Annotated in this window: 14 protein-coding genes; 11 read left to right on the top strand and 3 right to left on the bottom strand. The window is 53.4% G+C overall.

The window, feature by feature from the left end:
• Nucleotides 1-55 precede the first annotated feature (55 nt).
• From BLS94_RS05950 to BLS94_RS05995, 9 genes are all read left to right on the top strand, one after another.
• Nucleotides 56-1,582 (top strand): leucyl aminopeptidase, encoded by a 1,527-nt coding sequence (locus BLS94_RS05950; RefSeq protein ID WP_090958488.1) that lies wholly within the window; start codon nucleotides 56-58, stop codon nucleotides 1,580-1,582.
• 6 nt (nucleotides 1,583-1,588) lie between these two features.
• Nucleotides 1,589-2,008: a DNA polymerase III subunit chi gene (locus BLS94_RS05955; protein WP_090958491.1), complete on the top strand. Its 420-nt coding sequence runs from the start codon at nucleotides 1,589-1,591 to the stop codon at nucleotides 2,006-2,008.
• A gap of 110 nt (nucleotides 2,009-2,118) precedes the next feature.
• Nucleotides 2,119-2,496: a hypothetical protein gene (locus BLS94_RS05960; protein WP_090958493.1), complete on the top strand. Its 378-nt coding sequence runs from the start codon at nucleotides 2,119-2,121 to the stop codon at nucleotides 2,494-2,496.
• A 149-nt stretch (nucleotides 2,497-2,645) separates the two neighbouring features.
• Nucleotides 2,646-5,471 (top strand): valine--tRNA ligase, encoded by a 2,826-nt coding sequence (locus tag BLS94_RS05965; protein WP_090958496.1) that lies wholly within the window; start codon nucleotides 2,646-2,648, stop codon nucleotides 5,469-5,471.
• A 184-nt stretch (nucleotides 5,472-5,655) separates the two neighbouring features.
• Entirely contained in the window at nucleotides 5,656-6,309 is a 654-nt protein-coding gene (adk, locus tag BLS94_RS05970) for an adenylate kinase (RefSeq protein WP_072767147.1), read from the top strand.
• 354 nt (nucleotides 6,310-6,663) lie between these two features.
• Nucleotides 6,664-7,923 carry a 6-phosphofructokinase gene (locus BLS94_RS05975; RefSeq protein WP_090958500.1) on the top strand — a complete coding sequence of 420 codons (1,260 nt, stop codon included), beginning with the start codon at nucleotides 6,664-6,666 and terminating at the stop codon, nucleotides 7,921-7,923.
• Between the two features lie 72 nt (nucleotides 7,924-7,995).
• Nucleotides 7,996-10,032, top strand: a complete 2,037-nt coding sequence (locus BLS94_RS05980; RefSeq protein ID WP_072767149.1) for a sodium-translocating pyrophosphatase — start codon at nucleotides 7,996-7,998, stop codon at nucleotides 10,030-10,032.
• A gap of 255 nt (nucleotides 10,033-10,287) precedes the next feature.
• Nucleotides 10,288-10,695 (top strand): GlcG/HbpS family heme-binding protein, encoded by a 408-nt coding sequence (locus BLS94_RS05990; RefSeq protein WP_072767150.1) that lies wholly within the window; start codon nucleotides 10,288-10,290, stop codon nucleotides 10,693-10,695.
• A 374-nt stretch (nucleotides 10,696-11,069) separates the two neighbouring features.
• Nucleotides 11,070-12,128, top strand: a complete 1,059-nt coding sequence (locus BLS94_RS05995) for an AI-2E family transporter (RefSeq protein WP_090958509.1) — start codon at nucleotides 11,070-11,072, stop codon at nucleotides 12,126-12,128.
• Between the two features lie 97 nt (nucleotides 12,129-12,225).
• Here the strand turns inward: BLS94_RS05995 and BLS94_RS06000 are convergent, their stop codons facing one another.
• Entirely contained in the window at nucleotides 12,226-13,050 is an 825-nt protein-coding gene (locus tag BLS94_RS06000) for an SDR family NAD(P)-dependent oxidoreductase (RefSeq protein WP_090958512.1), read from the bottom strand.
• Between the two features lie 192 nt (nucleotides 13,051-13,242).
• Between BLS94_RS06000 and BLS94_RS06005 the strand changes: the two genes are divergently transcribed.
• Nucleotides 13,243-13,941, top strand: coding sequence for an SDR family oxidoreductase (locus tag BLS94_RS06005; protein ID WP_090958514.1), 699 nt, complete (start codon nucleotides 13,243-13,245; stop codon nucleotides 13,939-13,941).
• Between the two features lie 133 nt (nucleotides 13,942-14,074).
• Here the strand turns inward: BLS94_RS06005 and BLS94_RS06010 are convergent, their stop codons facing one another.
• Complete coding sequence (locus tag BLS94_RS06010) at nucleotides 14,075-14,395, bottom strand: heavy metal-binding domain-containing protein (protein WP_072767154.1); 321 nt, start codon at nucleotides 14,393-14,395, stop codon at nucleotides 14,075-14,077.
• An 82-nt stretch (nucleotides 14,396-14,477) separates the two neighbouring features.
• Entirely contained in the window at nucleotides 14,478-14,822 is a 345-nt protein-coding gene (locus BLS94_RS06015) for a hypothetical protein (protein ID WP_090958517.1), read from the bottom strand.
• Between the two features lie 336 nt (nucleotides 14,823-15,158).
• On the opposite strand from BLS94_RS06015, the gene BLS94_RS06020 reads away from it, so the two are divergent.
• Entirely contained in the window at nucleotides 15,159-16,145 is a 987-nt protein-coding gene (locus BLS94_RS06020; RefSeq protein WP_256325307.1) for a Fe(3+) ABC transporter substrate-binding protein, read from the top strand.
• Nucleotides 16,146-16,154: the final 9 nt, after the last annotated feature.

Genomic DNA, 16,154 nt, shown 5'->3' on the forward strand with positions numbered 1-16,154 from the left:
GCCATTATCCGGCTTGAGTAATCTGCCGGCAAGACCCCTGATCAAGGAGCAAGTGGTGAAATTTAATATAAAAAGCGGAAACCCGGAGAAGCAGCGCAGCGCGTGCGTGGTGGTGGGCGTATTCGAGCCGCGCAAATTGACTGAAGCGGCAGAAGCCATGGACAAGATCGCCGATGGGTATATCGGCGGACTATTGCGCAGCGGCGATATGGAGGGTAAGACAGGCTCTGCACTGGTTCTGCACAACGTACCCAACACCTTGTGCGAGCGAATACTCCTGGTGGGACTCGGCAAGGAACAAGAGCTCAGCGATAAAGCATACTGCGATGTGGTACGCAGCGCGTTCAAGGCACTGCATGGCACAGGCGCTACGGACGCCGCCCTGTTTTTGAATGAGGTACCGGTCAAAAACCGTGAAACCGCATGGAAAATTTCACAAACCGCCATTATCGCGATGGAAAGCAGGTATCGCTTCGATCGACTCAAAAGCCAGGTTGAAGAAACTAAACCGCCTCTTCGTAAGGTCACGCTTTGCACCCTGAGCGACGGCGGCCGCGTAAAACTTGCCGCCAGCGAAGAAGCCCTTCAGCAGGGCCTTGCCATTGCCGATGGCATGAATCTTGCCAAAGATCTAGGCAATCTTGCGCCCAACATCTGTACCCCGACCTACCTGGCGGAGCAGGCCATCGACGTGGCCAAGGCTTATAAGCTCAAGGTTACCGTTCTGGAGCAGAAGGACATGGAGAAGCTCGGCATGGGCGCATTGCTGGCCGTTGCCCGCGGCAGTCACCAGCCCGCCAAGCTGATCGCGCTGGAATACTGGGGGCGAACGAAGAAGGAAAAACCGGTCGTGCTGGTGGGCAAGGGCGTCACTTTTGATACCGGCGGCATTTCCTTGAAGCCCGCAGCGGAAATGGATGAAATGAAGTACGACATGTGCGGCGCAGCCAGCGTGCTCGGCACCATTACGGCGGTGGCAAAAATGCGACTTCCCGTCAACGTGATCGGCATCATACCCACCACCGAAAATATGCCTGGTGGCAATGCCACCAAGCCCGCGGATGTCGTTACCAGCATGTCCGGGCAAACCGTGGAAATTCTCAACACTGATGCTGAAGGACGGCTGATCCTGTGCGATGCGCTGACTTATGCCGAGCGCTATGAACCCGAGACCGTAATAGATATTGCGACCCTTACCGGGGCTTGTGTCATCGCCCTCGGCCATGTTGCGTCGGGATTACTCAGCACAGATGAAGAACTGGCAGAGGAATTGCTGCAGGCTTCCGGTCAAGCAGCAGATCCCGCTTGGCGACTGCCATTATGGGACGAGTACCAGGAGCAATTGAAAAGTAATTTTGCCGATATCGCCAACATCGGTGGCCGCGCCGCCGGAACCATTACCGCGGCCTGCTTCCTGTCGCGTTTCACGAAGAAATATCGATGGGCTCACCTGGACATAGCGGGTACTGCCTGGAAATCCGGCAAGGAAAAAGGGGCCACAGGCCGACCTGTGCCTCTGCTGACACAATTCCTGATCGGGCGGGCGGCGAAAAAAGGGCCTGCTGAGCATAAATCGAAATAGACTGGCATGACCGAGATCGACTTCTATTCCGGCAGCGAGGATAAACTTCATACCGCTTGCCGTCTCGTCGCCAAAGCGTTGCGGAAGGGCTTCAAGGTAATGATTTATTCAACCGATACAACAATGATCGAGCGGCTGGATAAACTTCTATGGACTTTTTCTTCAATCGACTTTATTCCTCACTGCCGTGCTGACGACAAGTTGGCCGATGTCACACCGGTAATACTCGGCTACGCCGCGAATCTTCCACACGATGATGTCCTGCTCAACCTGGATCCTGAAAATCCTTCGTTCTTCAGCCGCTTTCGGCGCTTGATCGAAATCGCCGGTACTACGCCGGAAGATACGCAAGCGGCGCGAAAACGCTATCGCTTCTATCAGGATCGGGGATATGAAATTCGTCATCATAAGCTTGGAGCGGTATAGTTAAGTTAAACCCAGATTGAGTCAGATGCAGGGAATCCTGCATCCACCTCTTTCTCCCGGATATCCTTCTCCCGACACCCTTTCAACTATTCGCGAAATCCGGCATTTCCATGACAAACAGCAGCGATGAAACGACGCCAGAAGCTGATTACAACGAAATCCTGAGCAAGCTCGAAGCGTTGCTGCGCAAGCACCAGGGCAACCCATCGGCTCCAGCCTCGGTTGAAACGGATGGCAAAGCCGAGGCTTTTCATATTGCTGCTCACGGAACCGCATTAGAGCAGAGGTCGTTGATAGCAGTAGACGAGATACCAACGCTGACTGAAATGGTGTATCTGGCCCCTGAAATGCTGTCGCCTCAGCCTGACATTACATCGCTACTGGCGCAAATTCTGGATTCCGCGCTTGGGGACGCGGAGGTCGACCTGAATGCCGACGCGAGAAAAATATTGATTCAGGCGCTGGAATCCCGCTTATTCGGACTCTGAGCGCCTTCCGGCCACCGCCCGTGCATCAACTTAGCCTCATCCCGGTTAGCCACCGCTTCAGGATAAACATCACCCGAAGATAACCGTCGCTGTTTGCGTCCGCACCTTCCGTTATAATTGCCGGTTTTCCGCCTTCCCCGTCAATATCCATGGAACTCGAAAAAAGCTTTAATCCCCGCACCATCGAAAACCGCTGGTATTCGCGTTGGGAATCCGCCGGCTATTTCAAATCCATGCCCGATGGGACACCCGCTCAAACAGGGATAGTTCCCGCCTACTGTATTATGCTGCCCCCCCCCAACGTAACCGGCACACTGCACATGGGCCACGCTTTCCAGCATACCTTGATGGATGCGCTTTCGCGTTATCACCGCATGTGCGGAGAAAACACGCTATGGCAGCCCGGCACGGATCACGCCGGCATTGCAACGCAAATTGTCGTAGAACGCCAACTGGATCAGCAGAATATCGATCGCCGCGACCTAGGGCGGGAAGAATTCATTGAGCGCGTATGGCAATGGAAAATGGAATCCGGCTCCACCATCAGTCGCCAGATGAGGCGGCTGGGTGCTTCCTGCGACTGGTCGCGCGAACGCTTCACCATGGATTCAGGATTATCCCAAGCCGTTACCGAAGCATTCGTCCGGCTTTATCGCGATGGCCTCATCTATCGTGGCAAACGGCTGGTGAATTGGGACCCGGTGCTGCAGACCGCGGTTTCCGATCTGGAAGTGATATCCGTCGAGGAGGAAGGATCTCTCTGGCATATTCTCTATCCACTCGAGAAGGACGGGGAAATAGATCTGGACGACGCAGCGTCCACAAAAGTAATCGTCGCCACGACGCGTCCCGAAACCATGCTGGGCGATATGGCCGTTGCCGTGCATCCGGATGACCTCCGTTACCGCCACCTGATCGGTCGCCACGTGCGCCTTCCATTGTGTGAGCGAAGTATTCCCATAATCGCCGATGCTTATGTCGATCCGGAATTTGGTACCGGCTGCTTGAAAATTACCCCCGCGCATGATTTCAATGACTACCAGGTTGGGAAGCGGCATGAGCTTGTTCCGCTCAGTATTCTCACGCTGGACGGAAAAATCAACGAGTTGGCACCCACACAGTATCAGGGCATGGACCGTTTGGATGCTCGCAAAAAAATTATTTCCGATCTGGAAGGACAAGGTCTGCTGATTGAGACCAGGCCGCACAAACTTATGGTCCCACGCGGAGACCGAACTCACGCGGTAATCGAGCCCATGCTCACCGATCAATGGTATGTGGAGATGGATAGTCTGGCCAAAGCCGGGCTGAAAGTGATAGCGATCGGTGAAGTCAGTTTCATTCCGGAAAACTGGAGTCATGTATACAACCAATGGCTCGAAAACATCCAGGACTGGTGTATTTCGCGTCAATTGTGGTGGGGGCACCGGATTCCGGCCTGGTATGACGAGGACAACAACATCTTTGTCGCGCACAGCCTGGAGGAAGCGCAGCGGCTGGCTGGCGAACGCAGGCTCATCCAAGACGAGGACGTGCTCGATACCTGGTTTTCATCGGCGCTATGGCCATTTTCCACTTTGGGCTGGCCCGGAGAAACACCTGAACTCCGGACTTTTCTGCCAACGTCGGTTCTGATCACGGGTTTTGACATCATCTTTTTCTGGGTGGCGCGCATGGTGATGATGTCGCTGTATTTCACCGGCAAAGTGCCATTCAGGGAGGTGTATATAACCGGGCTGATACGCGATGCGGAAGGTCACAAGATGAGCAAGTCCAAGGGCAATGTGCTGGATCCGCTGGATCTCATCGACGGCATCGGGTTGCCTGATCTGATCTCCAAGCGCACTACCGGGTTGATGAACCCCGCGCAGGCCGAGTCCATAGAAAAAATCACGCGTAAGCACTTCCCTATGGGCATTCCCGCGTTCGGTGCCGATGCGCTGCGTTTTACGTTTGCCAGTCTCGCGTCTCATGGCCGTGATATTAAATTCGATATGCAGCGCTGCGAGGGCTACCGGAATTTTTGTAACAAGCTGTGGAATGCCAGCCGCTACGTTTTGATGAATTGCGAGGGAAAAGATACCGGTTTGGCCGCAAGTCTGACCTCGGAATCCAATGAAGTGTCGGCCTTGGAATATTCCGATGCCGACAGGTGGATCATCAGCCGTTTGCAATTGGCGGAAATCGCAGTCACTCAGGCTTATCGCGATTACCGCTTCGATATGGCGGCACGGGAAATCTATGAATTAGTCTGGGATGAGTATTGTGACTGGTATCTGGAGTTTGCCAAAGTACAGTTGAATGACGGCAGCGCTGCTGCACAGCGCGCCACCCGCCGCACGCTGGCGCGCGTATTGGAGGCAACATTACGGCTGGCTCATCCCATTATTCCCTTTATTACTGAAGAGTTGTGGCAAAACATCGCGCCGCTGGCCGACAAGCAAGGCGACAGCATCATGATGCAGCCCTATCCCAAAGCTGATCCCGGGAAGATCAGCGAAGATGCAACCGGCCGGATCGCCGCACTCAAGGAAATGATCAACGCCTGCCGGACCTTGCGCGGCGAAATGAATCTGTCTCCAGCATCGAGGGTTCCCCTGCTGGCTGCAGGAGATGAGCAAACGCTCGCTGAATTTGTTCCTTACCTGATGGCGCTGGCTAAACTCTCAAGCGTCGAAATCGTGCGCGGCGGCTTGCCCCACGCCGATGCGCCAGTGGCAATCGTGGGCGAATTTCGATTGATGCTTAAAATCGAAGTGGATATAGTGGCCGAGCGCGAACGGCTGACCCGGGAAATTGGCCGCATCGAAGCAGAAGTCGCCAAGGCGGAGAGCAAACTTGCCAATAACAGCTTTATCGAGCGTGCCCCCGCCAAGGTGGTGGAGCAGGAAAAAAACAGGCTTGGCAATTTTGGTGCAACGCTGGTGAAGCTGAAAGAGCAGTTGCTGAAGCTGGAAAGCTCGCCACCCCTGTGAATGGATTTCTGATTTTGCCGCGCCATGAAGCAGGAAGAATATATTGAAGCCTCTCGATTCATAAAATTGAAGCAAAAAGTTCAAGCCTCATGCTCGGCTGCGCTATACTTATCGGAAATAATGAAGAAATACCTCTAGCTCTGCCTTATAAGGTGGAGATCATGGAAAGAGATAAGGGGAAATAATCATAATTGTTCTATTAGGCGGCCCCGGCGCGGGAAAAGGGACGCAGGCCAATTACATCAAGGAACATTTCGGCATTCCCCAGATATCCACGGGCGACATGCTCCGCGCGGCAGTCAAGGCGGGTACCGAACTGGGTATCATGGCCAAGAAAATCATGGATGAGGGTGGGCTGGTCTCCGATGACATTATTATCGGCCTGGTCAAAGCGCGCATTGCACAGCCCGATTGCGTAAAAGGTTTCCTCTTCGACGGTTTTCCCCGCACCATTCCCCAGGCGGATGCAATGAAGGCCGCCGGCGTACCCATCAATTTTGTGATCGAAATTTACGTGCCTGACGAAGAGATCATCAGGCGCTTGTCGGGCCGGCGCCTGCATCCCGCCTCGGGCCGTATTTATCACGTGATATTCAATCCGCCCGCCATGGATGAGAGAGACGATGTAACCGGCGAGCCACTGATACAGCGCGACGATGATAAAGAGAGAACCGTGAGGAAACGGCTGGAAACCTATCATGCCCAGACCGAACCATTGGTAGAATATTATGCTAATTGGTCAGCCAACGGCGGAAGGGGCGCCCCCAAGTACGTCAAAATAGCGGGGGTAGGATCGGTAGAAAATATTCGCGACGCCATTTTTGCTTCACTGAAATAAACCTCAAGCAAGAACCTTGGCGGACTTGAGCTTTATGATATCGCCGCCGTTTTAATCCGTGAACAGCAACACAGCAGCAGCCTTAACAAGCTGCAGCCTGATGCATCGTTGCGCGGCCAGGACGGTAGCACTAACTGCCTGTCGGACTTGAAGAATCGCAGCGAAAAGGTGACTGGGTGACGGCAGATTTTGAGGATTTTGAAGGTCAATATCTATTGGTTGAAAATCAGCGAAATATCACCCACCCAGACACTTTTGCAGCCGATTTCCTTTAAGTCCGACAGGCTGCCAGGGCAGCAAACGCATCGGCGTAATGCGCAGCAGATAAAATTTTAGAATAATCAGGGGAAAATCATGGTAGCAAAAAATGCTTTTTATGCGCAGTCCGGCGGCGTCACCGCCGTCATCAACGCCTCGGCCGCTGGCCTTATCGAAGCCGCCCGCCAGCAACAAGGGAAGATAGGCGCGGTTTATGCAGGCCGTAACGGCATCATCGGCGCCCTGACTGAAGATCTGATCGACACCGGCAAGGATTCCGCCTCGGCAATCAGCGCCCTTCGCCATACTCCCTCGGGAGCGTTCGGCTCTTGCCGTTACAAATTGAAAAGTCTCGAACAAAACCGGCGTGAGTACGAACGACTGATCGAGGTATTCAAGGCGCATGACATCGGCTACTTTTTTTATAATGGCGGCGGTGATTCCGCTGACACATGCCTCAAGGTCTCACAGCTCGCCGATACGCTGGGCTATCCCATCCAGGCCATTCATGTACCGAAAACGGTGGATAACGACCTTCCCATTACAGATTGCTGCCCCGGCTACGGCTCGGTGGCAAAATACATTGCCGTGTCCACGCTCGAAGCCAGCTTCGACGTCGCCAGCATGTCAAAAACATCGACGAAAGTATTTGTCCTGGAAGTGATGGGACGTCATGCCGGATGGATTGCTGCGGCAGGCGGCCTGGCATCCAGTGTCGACCGTGAAATCCCGGTTGTCATTCTCTTTCCGGAGATCCCCTTCGATAAAGCGAAATTTATCGCCAAGGTAGATAGCAATGTCAAGAAATTTGGCTACTGCTCGGTAGTGGTATCCGAAGGCGTAAAAGGGGAAGACGGCAAATTTCTTTCCGACCAGGGTATCCGTGACGCTTTCGGTCACGCTCAACTGGGCGGTGTTGCCCCTGTGGTGGCGAACATTGTCAGAGAGGAGCTCGGCCTTAAATACCATTGGGCAGTAGCGGATTATCTACAGCGCGCCGGGCGCCATATCGCCTCGAAAACCGATGTGGAGCAGGCTTATGCGATGGGTAAGGCCGCGGTGGAATTCGCCATCGATGGACATAACGCCGTAATGCCTACCATAGAGCGCGTTTCCAGTCATCCTTATGTGTGGAAGGTAGGCATGGCGCAACTCTCCGAGGTTGCCAACGTTGAGAAAATGATGCCCGAGAATTTCATCAGCGAGGATGGCTTTGGAATCACCGACAAATGCAGGGAATATCTGGTCCCCCTTATCCAGGGAGAGGATTACCCTCCCTATAAGGATGGCTTACCGGACTATGTGCGACTGAAGAACGTGGCGGTAGCAAAAAAACTGGGGGACTTCACGATTTAAACCCCTTCAAGCTTGATGGGATTAGGAATTCCGTGTGTGTTTTCGAGCAGTCCGACTTAACTGGAGGTTTAAATGGCTACTGGTTTAATTATCGCGATTGCTTGTGCGATGGCTGCGCTCCTGTACGGAGTGGTTTCGATAAAATGGATTGTCGCGTTGCCAACAGGCAACGAACGCATGCGTGAAATCGCTACTGCCATTCAAGAGGGGGCTTCGGCATACCTGAATCGCCAATACACGACCATAAGTATCGTTGGGGTGATTCTACTGGTGGCCATTTTCCTGGCATTGGGCTGGAAAACCGCTGTCGGGTTTTTCATCGGTGCTTTTTTGTCGGGGCTGACAGGTTATATCGGCATGAACGTTTCGGTGCGAGCCAATGTCCGTACCGCAGAAGCTGCAAGAGAAGGTCTCAATGCAGCGCTGAACGTGGCGTTCAGAGGCGGCGCGATAACCGGCATGCTTGTGGTGGGTCTGGGCTTGATGGGCGTGGCCGGCTACTATGCTTTCCTTACCGCCGGCCTGGGCACCAATGAATCAGATGCGACTCACGCCCTGGTGGGTTTGGCTTTCGGTAGCTCGCTGATCTCCATTTTCGCTCGTCTCGGCGGCGGCATTTTTACTAAAGGCGCCGACGTAGGCGCCGATCTGGTGGGCAAGGTCGAAGCCGGCATTCCCGAGGATGATCCGCGCAACCCGGCAGTCATTGCCGACAACGTGGGCGACAATGTAGGCGACTGCGCGGGAATGGCTGCCGATCTGTTCGAGACATACGCCGTGACCATTATTGCTACCATGCTGTTGGGTGGACTGCTGATCACAGACGCCGGTCCTAATGCGGTTCTCTATCCGCTGGTGCTGGGGGGATTTTCCATTATCGCTTCCATCATCGGTTGCTACTTCGTCAAAGCGCGTGAGGGCGGAAAGATCATGAACGCGCTTTATCGCGGTCTCTCGGTTGCCGGTGTACTGGCTGCGGTCGCCTTTTATCCCATCACGACGATGATGCTGGGCGAAGGGGTGATGATTGACGGCAAACTGGTTTCATCGATGAATCTATACCTCGCCGGGCTCGTAGGTCTGGTGTTGACTGCCGCCATGGTGTGGATTACCGAATACTACACCTCTACCGAATATGGGCCAGTACAGCATATCGCGGAAGCGTCCAGCACCGGTCACGGCACCAACGTAATCGCCGGTCTGGGTGTGTCCATGAAATCGACCGCCGCTCCAGTACTTGCCGTCTGCGTCTCCATCTGGTGCGCCCAGGAGTTGGCGGGCCTTTATGGCATCGCTATCGCCGCCACCTCGATGCTATCGATGGCAGGTATCATCGTGGCGCTCGACGCCTACGGACCCATTACCGACAATGCCGGCGGAATTGCGGAAATGGCAGGTTTGCCATCAGAGATACGCGATATCACCGACCCGCTGGATGCGGTAGGGAACACTACCAAGGCGGTAACGAAAGGCTACGCCATCGGCTCCGCCGGTTTGGCCGCGCTGGTACTGTTTGCCGATTACACTCATGCGCTTTCCACGGGCGGCAAGCTCTTGAATTTTGACTTATCCGATCACATGGTGATCATTGGCTTGTTCCTCGGCGGCATGGTGCCATACCTGTTCGGGGCCATGGCGATGGAGGCTGTCGGTCGGGCTGCCGGTTCGGTGGTGGTGGAAGTGCGCCGCCAGTTCAGGGAGATTCCCGGGATCATGGAAGGTACCGCGAAGCCGGACTATTCCAGAGCAGTGGATATGGTAACAAAGGCCGCCATCAAGGAAATGATTATCCCCTCGTTGCTGCCGGTTGCCGTGCCCTTGCTCGTCGGCCTCCTGCTCGGCCCCGTCGCCTTGGGTGGTGTCCTGATTGGCGCCATTATCACGGGTATCTTTGTAGCGATTTCCATGACTGCCGGGGGCGGAGCCTGGGATAACGCCAAAAAATACATTGAAGACGGCCACTTTGGCGGCAAGGGTTCGGAAGCGCATAAAGCGGCGGTGACCGGCGACACTGTCGGCGACCCCTACAAAGACACCGCCGGCCCCGCGATCAATCCGCTCATCAAGATCATGAATATTGTTGCCTTATTGATTGTCCCATTGCTATGAGCCTTTTATTCGCAGACAAGGCACGCCGAGAAATTATGGCGTGCTTTTTTTTTGGTACACTAAAAATTGCATACCCGCTTTTTCAATCTTTCCCGATTCCCGGCGTTATATATTCGGTGAGGAATATCATGTATTTCGTCACTTCAAGCTTGAACCGAAACCCGACCCCAGTCAGCAACAACGTATTTTGCGTCCCATTCGATACCGACTTTCATCGATTTGACGTTCACAATGTCGCCTGCGAGATGGATAGTCATGAATAATAAGATCGCCCTCACGCTCGATGATGCCAAAATTATTGCCGCTGCATCGGAAGCGGAAGCCAGGCGCAATAACTGGCCGGTGGTGATTGCAATCGTTGATGACGGGGCTCACCTGGTTTACCTGCTGCGCCTCGACAATACTCAGTTCGGCAGCGTCGATGTCGCAATTCAGAAGGCCTGCGCGGCGATTGCATTTCGACGTCCCACTAAGGTGTGGGAAGAACACGTCGCTGACGGACGCTTGCGTTATCTCGGCCTGCCCGGAACCCTGCCGATCGAAGGTGGTTTACCCATCATAGTGGATGGCCAGTTCATCGGCGCTGTAGGAGTAAGCGGTGTGAGATCCCACGAGGATGCGCAAATTGCACAGGCAGGATTGAATGCAATGCCAAAAAGCTGATATAAATAAATCAGGCTCATTCGCCTGATGCGGCACAGCTTATCCGCTCGTCGAATCCGGCGGGTTCGATATTAAAGTGTCACCTTTCCGCCTTCATAGTCAATTCAAACGGAAGACGTTGTCATTGGTACATTCAACGCCTGCGCGCTTCAGCCGTAGCCATCCAGACGGGAATTCAGCCAGGCATTCGTATGCATATCAGTATGCCGGGCGCTTCCCAACGAGGCCACCAACCCGGCCATTGCCGTACCCTGAATACAGTTTAACTGGACAAACTTAGTCTCATTTCTTTCAACACCACTATCTATCCTGGGGCTGAGTTAAGATACGATTCGCGCTACAAATCACGCCCTTTACCTGACTATCTGGATTATATGAATTCTGTGGAGCTCCAACAAAAAACTTTCCTGCTCCTATTGGTTTTCGTTACCGTAGCATTCGGGTGGATTCTCTTGCCTTTCTATGGCGCAGTATTTTGGGGCTCGGTTCTTGCCATCATATTTACACCGTTTCATCGCAGATTGCTGGCCGTCATGAACCAGCGGCAGAATCTTGCCGCGCTCACCACCCTCCTGCTCTGCCTGATCATAGTGATTCTTCCGGTTACGATAATGACGATTTCGCTGCTACAGGAAGGATCCATCGTCTACCAGGGAATCCGGTCTGGACAGCTTAATTTCGGTGCTTATTTTCAGCAGATCATGGGAGCTATGCCACCCTGGGTCACCAACGTTCTGGACCGGCTCGGGCTCACCAATATTTCCGAGCTGCAGGATATGCTATCGACCGGCGCTTTGCAGGGCAGCCAATTTATCGCAATGCACGCTCTCAGCATCGGTCAGAACGCCTTTGAATTCGTCATCAGCTTCGGCATTATGCTGTACCTGTTATTTTTCCTGCTGCGCGACGGCGCTGCTCTTTCCATCAGGATCAAACAAGCGATACCGCTCAGCATGGAGCACAAGCGGCATCTATTCAGCAAGTTCACTACCGTTATTCGCGCCACCGTAAAGGGCAACGTTGTTGTTGCCGCGGCGCAAGGCACGCTAGGTGGAATAATGTTTTCGTTCCTCGGCATTCAAGGGGCCTTGCTATGGGGCTTTGTGATGGCCTTCCTTTCCCTGTTGCCCGCAGTCGGAGCCGGACTGATCTGGGTGCCGGTAGCGATCTATTTTCTCTTTACCGGTGCTGTTTGGCAGGGCGTCACCCTCATCGCTTTCGGCGTGCTCGTGATCGGGCTCGTGGATAATATTTTGCGCCCCATACTCGTCGGCAGGGATACAAAAATACCCGACTATGTGATTCTCATCTCAACCTTGGGAGGCATGGTCCTTTTCGGTCTTAACGGCTTCGTTATCGGACCCGTAATTGCGGCGCTCTTCATCGCTGCATGGGATCTCTTTTCTGCATCGAAAGAGGCGCCGGCGGATTGACGACGCGAGTTAGCCCGCAGCAAGCTGTCCTGTTAAAACGCGAAGGAAGCTAGCTATCGGATGAGTCGATAGTGCCGGTCCTCCAATTGGCAAGCCGTTACCGCCTGGAGAATCTCATCTGTAGCCGGACCGTCCAGGCAAAGATGCGGCCACCCAACAGCCACCTGGCTATGACCGAGATTCTGGAATCAAAGGGGAGCGCATGCCTTACCGGTGGAACCGAAGACGTGACGGCATCAAGCACCGCCTTAGCGATAATTTCCGGACCGGGCGCCCTGGGTTCGCCAACCAGAAGGTTATGCACGCCGTCCAGAAGTTTCTTGTAGGCTGGCGGATGCGCAACGGTCTCTAACAACCTTAGCTGGTTGGGAACAAACTCTGTCTTTATTATGCCAGGCGCAATGAGCACAACTTTAATCCCGAACTCCATCACCTCGCCACGCAGGGCATCGGTTAGCGCTTCAATGGCATACTTGGTAGCCGCATACCAACCAAAACCGGGCACCGATATTCTGCTCAGTGCCGAAACGATATTGACTATCGATCCTGATTTCTGCTCCCGCATATGCGGGAGAACTGCTTGCATGAACCGTGCATAGCCGAAAACGTTAACTTCGAACTGCCGATGCGCAGCCTCCATCGAAACACATTCGATAGCCCCTAACTGGCAGAGTGCCGCGTTGTTGACCAGCACATCGATACGCCCCTTGGTCGATATAATGTGACTCACTGCACGGTTAATATTTTCTTCATCGGTCACATCCAGTTCTATCGGCTCGATGCGATCAGAACGAATCTCTTCCAGCCTGTACAATCGCCGCGCCACGGCAAATACATAATAACCATTTTGGGCAAGAAGCTCGGCCGCAGCCCTTCCGATACCGCTGGACGCGCCGGTTACCAGTGCAATCCGCTGAATCATATCCTTCGCTCCTTTTATATTGCCATTCGTTTCACTTTTTATACATAATGAGCGAGAAAGCAATTAAACGATTTATCTCGTTACCCAACATATTAGCCGCCGATATTTCTTTATAGCATCAGGCAGCGCGGGTATATTCCCGTTGACCACCAAGCGCTATTCACCAGCAGGCAGGCGCATGAGGAGAGAAATATGAAAACTGTATTAATCACAGGAGCCAACCGCGGGATTGGGCTGGAATTTTGCAGGCAGTATGCCGCAGAGGACTGGCGCATTTTAGCTTGCACTCGTCATCCTGAAAAATCAGGTGCGCTCAATACGCTGGCCGCCGGCTATCCTGAGCAGGTCACCGTGCATGCGCTCGATGTTGCTGATCATGCGCAAATCGAGGGATTGGCGCAGTCGTCAGCCGCCGAGCCGATCGATCTGCTGCTCAACAACGCCGGAATTTATACCGGCTCTCACGCGGGCACTTTCAATAGTATCGATTATGAGGCTTGGGCCCATGAATTTCGTGTTAATACCATGGCAACGCTGAAGATGGCCCAAGCGTTTAACTCGCATGTTGCCAGAAGCAGTCGAAAAATTATCGTGACCATCAGCAGCAAGATGGGCAGCATTGCGGAGAACGACAGCGGCGGCAGCTACCTGTACCGGTCCAGCAAGGCGGCCGTAAATATGGTTATTAAAAGCCTTGCAATTGACCTCAAATCAGCGGGAATCATTGCGGTGGTACTGCACCCCGGATGGGTGCAGACCGATATGGGTGGCAAGAACGCATTAATTTCCACAGCAGAAAGCGTATCCGGCATGCGCCGCGTCATCAGTGATCTCACCTCGGCGGATTCGGGGAAATTCATCGCTTATGATGGTAAGCCAATTCCGTGGTAAGCGCTTGCTCTCCAGCATAGCCGCCGTTGTTAACCGATACAATCTTGCCAGTTAACAGTTACCCGCAAGTAAAACCTGCTTTCATCCGTCGATAGAGGCTTGGTGAATTCGGAGAGTTGCGTTTTCGTAGCGCTTATTCAACGATTACCGCCGTTCCACTAGCCGAAACCATCAGCATCCCATTTTCCTTGCCCATTATCTCGTAATCGATATCAATGCCGATTACCGCGTTTGCACCGAGGTCCTGAGCGCGTCGCTGTAGCTCGTCAAGTGCGATTTCCCGCGCGCGCTGCAGCTCTTTTTCATAGGTTGCGGAGCGTCCTCCCACAAGGTCACGGATTCCGGCAAAGAGGTCTTTGAACAAATTGGCGCCGAGGATCGCTTCGCCGGCGATGACCCCGCAGTATTTCGTGATGCGCTTTCCCTCTATGCTCGGGGTAGTGGTAAGTTGCATAAATCTCCCGTTGACGTTCTTCGATAAAATAAATAATAAGTCATGATGGCTATCCGTAAGGCGTATCCCGCTGCAGGCGCCGTTACTGCGGCGTGGCTGGTTTCGGCCTCTTGCGAAGCTTTTTCAGGGGGCGCTTCCCTTGTGTACCATCACGGGATTTGAACTGATCAGGGGTCGGCATCCCTTTGCGCCGCACGTTTCGCTCAGCAGAAGAACTGCGCTCCGAGGCGTTTCGTTCCGAAGCGTTTCTCTCTGCGTTGTTCCGCTCCGAGGTGCTTCGCTCGGAAGTCATGGCGCGATTGACGGGAGTAAGCGTAATTTCAAGCTCGTTGATCTCATCCCATTCGGCCTCGGTACGCTGTCTTTCCGGAATAGCAAGAAGCTCTTGCAAGCGAATATTAGGCGGACTCGGCTGTAGTTTATCCATGGTATATTTAATGCGATGCTCTACTGATAATTATTATCATTTATAATAAGATTTGATCGATCTCACTGTTGATATCCGGAGTAAATAACGATGTTAAATGCCTGGTTAAAAAAATATCTGAACAAGACTTGCATTGAGCGCATGGCTGGCAACTTTACCGGAAAAATCGGGAGGACGACAAGGGTCCCGACGGAGGCATCATCGTACGCTTCTACGATGATGCCGGGGATCGCGATGCAGGGAATATCCCATTTTACCTATAAAATACATTATAGGTCGCCCTCACGCCCTGGTGGGAAAACTCGGAGGCTTATTCAACGGTTCTTCAGCCAATATATTACTGCAATATTTTGCTGTGCCATTTTCTTTGGCGCCAGCGCATCTCACGCAGAGCAAGTAGTAGTCTATTCCGCCCGGATCGAACAGCTCATCAAACCAATGTTCGACGTTTTCACCAAAGATACCGGCATCAACGTAAAATTCGTCACTGACAAAGAAGGCCCATTGCTGGCGCGCCTCAAGGCGGAAGGAAAAAACACACCTGCCGACATGCTGATCACCTCGGATGCGGGCAATTTGTGGGAGGCCGCTCAAGAAGGACTGTTAAGACCTGTCGAGTCAAAAACGCTCCACGCAAATGTTCCCGCCTACCTCCGTGATCCCCAAAATCAGTGGTTCGGCCTGTCCGTGCGGGCCCGCACTATCATATATAACACACAGAAAGTAAAGCCTTCGGATCTTTCTACCTACGAAGCGCTGGCTGAGCCTCAATGGAAAGGACGGTTGTGCCTGCGCACTTCCAAGAAAGTATACAACCAGTCGCTGGTCGCGATGATGATCGCTGAGCATGGCGCGGTCAGGACCGAAGAAATTATCAAAGGCTGGGTCGCCAATCTCGCTATCGATCCATTGTCCGACGAAACCAAGGCAATGGAATTCGTCGCCGCGGGACGATGCGATGTCACTATAGCCAACAGCTATTACTATGGCCGCCTGATGCAAAAAAACCCGGCATTGCCACTTGCGATTTTCTGGCCTAACCAGGAAGGCAGCGGCGTTCACGTTAATATCTCAGGGGCGGGGATTACCAAATACGCGCATAACGCACCCGCCGCAAGCAGGTTGCTTGAATTTCTGTCATCGGAAAAAGCCCAGAATCTCTTTGCCGACGTGAATATGGAATACCCTGTCAACCCCAGGGTGAAGCCCGACCCCGCTGTCGCAGCCTGGGGCACCTTCAAGCAAAATACGATAAACGTAACCACAGCCGGGGAATTGCAGGCAGAAGCGGTAAAACTGATGGATCGCGCGGGCTATCGATAAGGCGTCAAG

It is taken from the genome of Nitrosospira sp. Nsp18, assembly GCF_900103145.1.
GTDB lineage: Bacteria > Pseudomonadota > Gammaproteobacteria > Burkholderiales > Nitrosomonadaceae > Nitrosospira.

Excerpts from the sequence above, each read along its gene's own strand:
- BLS94_RS05955 (WP_090958491.1), top strand. The coding sequence starts at position 1,589 with ATGACCGAGATCGACTTCTATTCCGGCAGCGAGGATAAACTTCATACC.
- BLS94_RS05960 (WP_090958493.1), top strand. The coding sequence starts at position 2,119 with ATGACAAACAGCAGCGATGAAACGACGCCAGAAGCTGATTACAACGAA.
- BLS94_RS05965 (WP_090958496.1), top strand. The coding sequence starts at position 2,646 with ATGGAACTCGAAAAAAGCTTTAATCCCCGCACCATCGAAAACCGCTGG.
- BLS94_RS05975 (WP_090958500.1), top strand. The coding sequence starts at position 6,664 with ATGGTAGCAAAAAATGCTTTTTATGCGCAGTCCGGCGGCGTCACCGCC.
- BLS94_RS05980 (WP_072767149.1), top strand. The coding sequence starts at position 7,996 with ATGGCTACTGGTTTAATTATCGCGATTGCTTGTGCGATGGCTGCGCTC.
- BLS94_RS05990 (WP_072767150.1), top strand. The coding sequence starts at position 10,288 with ATGAATAATAAGATCGCCCTCACGCTCGATGATGCCAAAATTATTGCC.
- BLS94_RS05995 (WP_090958509.1), top strand. The coding sequence starts at position 11,070 with ATGAATTCTGTGGAGCTCCAACAAAAAACTTTCCTGCTCCTATTGGTT.
- BLS94_RS06000 (WP_090958512.1), bottom strand. The coding sequence starts at position 13,050 with ATGATTCAGCGGATTGCACTGGTAACCGGCGCGTCCAGCGGTATCGGA.
- BLS94_RS06005 (WP_090958514.1), top strand. The coding sequence starts at position 13,243 with ATGAAAACTGTATTAATCACAGGAGCCAACCGCGGGATTGGGCTGGAA.
- BLS94_RS06010 (WP_072767154.1), bottom strand. The coding sequence starts at position 14,395 with ATGCAACTTACCACTACCCCGAGCATAGAGGGAAAGCGCATCACGAAA.
- BLS94_RS06015 (WP_090958517.1), bottom strand. The coding sequence starts at position 14,822 with ATGGATAAACTACAGCCGAGTCCGCCTAATATTCGCTTGCAAGAGCTT.